Genomic DNA, 1,399 nt, shown 5'->3' with positions numbered 1-1,399 from the left:
CCTTCAAAAACGACTTTATCGATATTTTCTTCGTTAAAATAATATATTTGATCTTCTACGACACCCACAGGATAATTACATGCAGAATAATCAAAAATATATTTTTGATTATCTATATCTACAATAGGTCCTCGATTGATAATCATTAACTTTTGGGAACCTTCTTTTAAATATATAATACTTCCTATTGTTTCCACACTATTTCACCTGTCTTCCTATGTTTTTAGTTTTGGCATGTACTTTTCTATCAGAAATCGAAACTATGTTCATAATAGTAAACAGAAACAACGTAACTAACCAACCTATATAACCAAAAATATTTTGACTATCATCAAAAATCATTTGAATAGGAGCAATTGAAAAAAATAGGAACATGAAATAACAAAACACCACTAGTATCATATTTTTAAACGATGGAATCAACATTACTTTTTGTGTGCTATTTTGATTAAATGCTGGATGTTTCAACTTCTTACTTATAGATAGACGTAACGCAATCACGGCGACAAACCCGAGTAAAAACATTATTACTAACCAAATTTGACTAATATTAACATACATGAATCCCACAATACTTCTTAATAACACACTGATGGTAACACCAATACCTGCAGCCATCATACCATGACTGTTTTGACCACCATTATTAAATATATTTAAATTATTGAACTCTTGATAAGACAATTCAGTGCATTTAATAGGGATAAACCAATTTAACATGGGACATAAATACGAATACCAATTTTGTTCTAAGTCGACCATTAAATAGCGATTACCTTTTTGGATAATTTTATATCTAGGATTTTTATATATTGTGTATATATTTTCCATTTAGCTTCACCAACTCCATTTCATTGGATTCGCTACTTTTTTGACATTGTTGACAGCTTCTCCAACATTTTTTTCGACTTTTTTTGCTTTATTACTAAAATAGTTGGCACCATTTTCAACACTTTTTACAACCTCCTGAGAACCATGCTGTAATTTGTTTTTCATATATAATGCACCCTTTGCTTCTAAAGTAATTTGCTTAGTTTTAAAATCAATATATTTATCAATTCCTTTGTCAATTTGATGACCAGCCCAGTCAACTTTCTCTTTAGTACCTAACCAATTAGTTTGATATGCTAAATCAGAAACTGCTGCTAAAACAGTACCAGCACCTACACCAGCCCCGGTCGTAAGGCCATTATGTGCAGTGGCTTCTCCAATTGTTTTATTATTGTTGGCTAAATCATCATACATACCCAAACCGAAGCCAACGCCCATTGTAGTATAACCACCTCCTTTACCAATATTACTTACTAAACGTCCATGCTTTATCATTTAGTTTCCTGATTTATTGGTAATTTGAACAAAACTGTTTTTACCGTTGGGTTCAAGAATATGCCCCAATTTT

The 1,399-nt window shown here is 31.4% G+C and carries 3 protein-coding genes; all 3 read right to left on the bottom strand.

The features are described 5' to 3' along the window. The coding region (locus tag HMPREF3241_RS04950) for a DUF4176 domain-containing protein (RefSeq protein ID WP_141763172.1) at positions 1-197 on the bottom strand (197 nt) is incomplete at its 3' end. Position 198: 1 nt separating this feature from the next. Further along, the gene (locus HMPREF3241_RS04945) at positions 199-831 is read right to left on the bottom strand and encodes a DUF443 family protein (RefSeq protein ID WP_070853495.1); all 633 of its coding nucleotides are present in this window, start codon (positions 829-831) and stop codon (positions 199-201) included. A gap of 6 nt (positions 832-837) precedes the next feature. Next, entirely contained in the window at positions 838-1,326 is a 489-nt protein-coding gene (locus tag HMPREF3241_RS04940) for a hypothetical protein (protein WP_254051631.1), read from the bottom strand. Positions 1,327-1,399 lie beyond the last annotated feature (73 nt).

The organism is Staphylococcus sp. HMSC34G04, assembly GCF_001838765.1.
GTDB classification, from domain to species: Bacteria; Bacillota; Bacilli; order Staphylococcales; family Staphylococcaceae; genus Staphylococcus; species Staphylococcus epidermidis.
The sequence above is the reverse complement of the archived record's forward strand: the minus strand, read 5'-3'. Positions and strand labels throughout refer to the sequence as shown.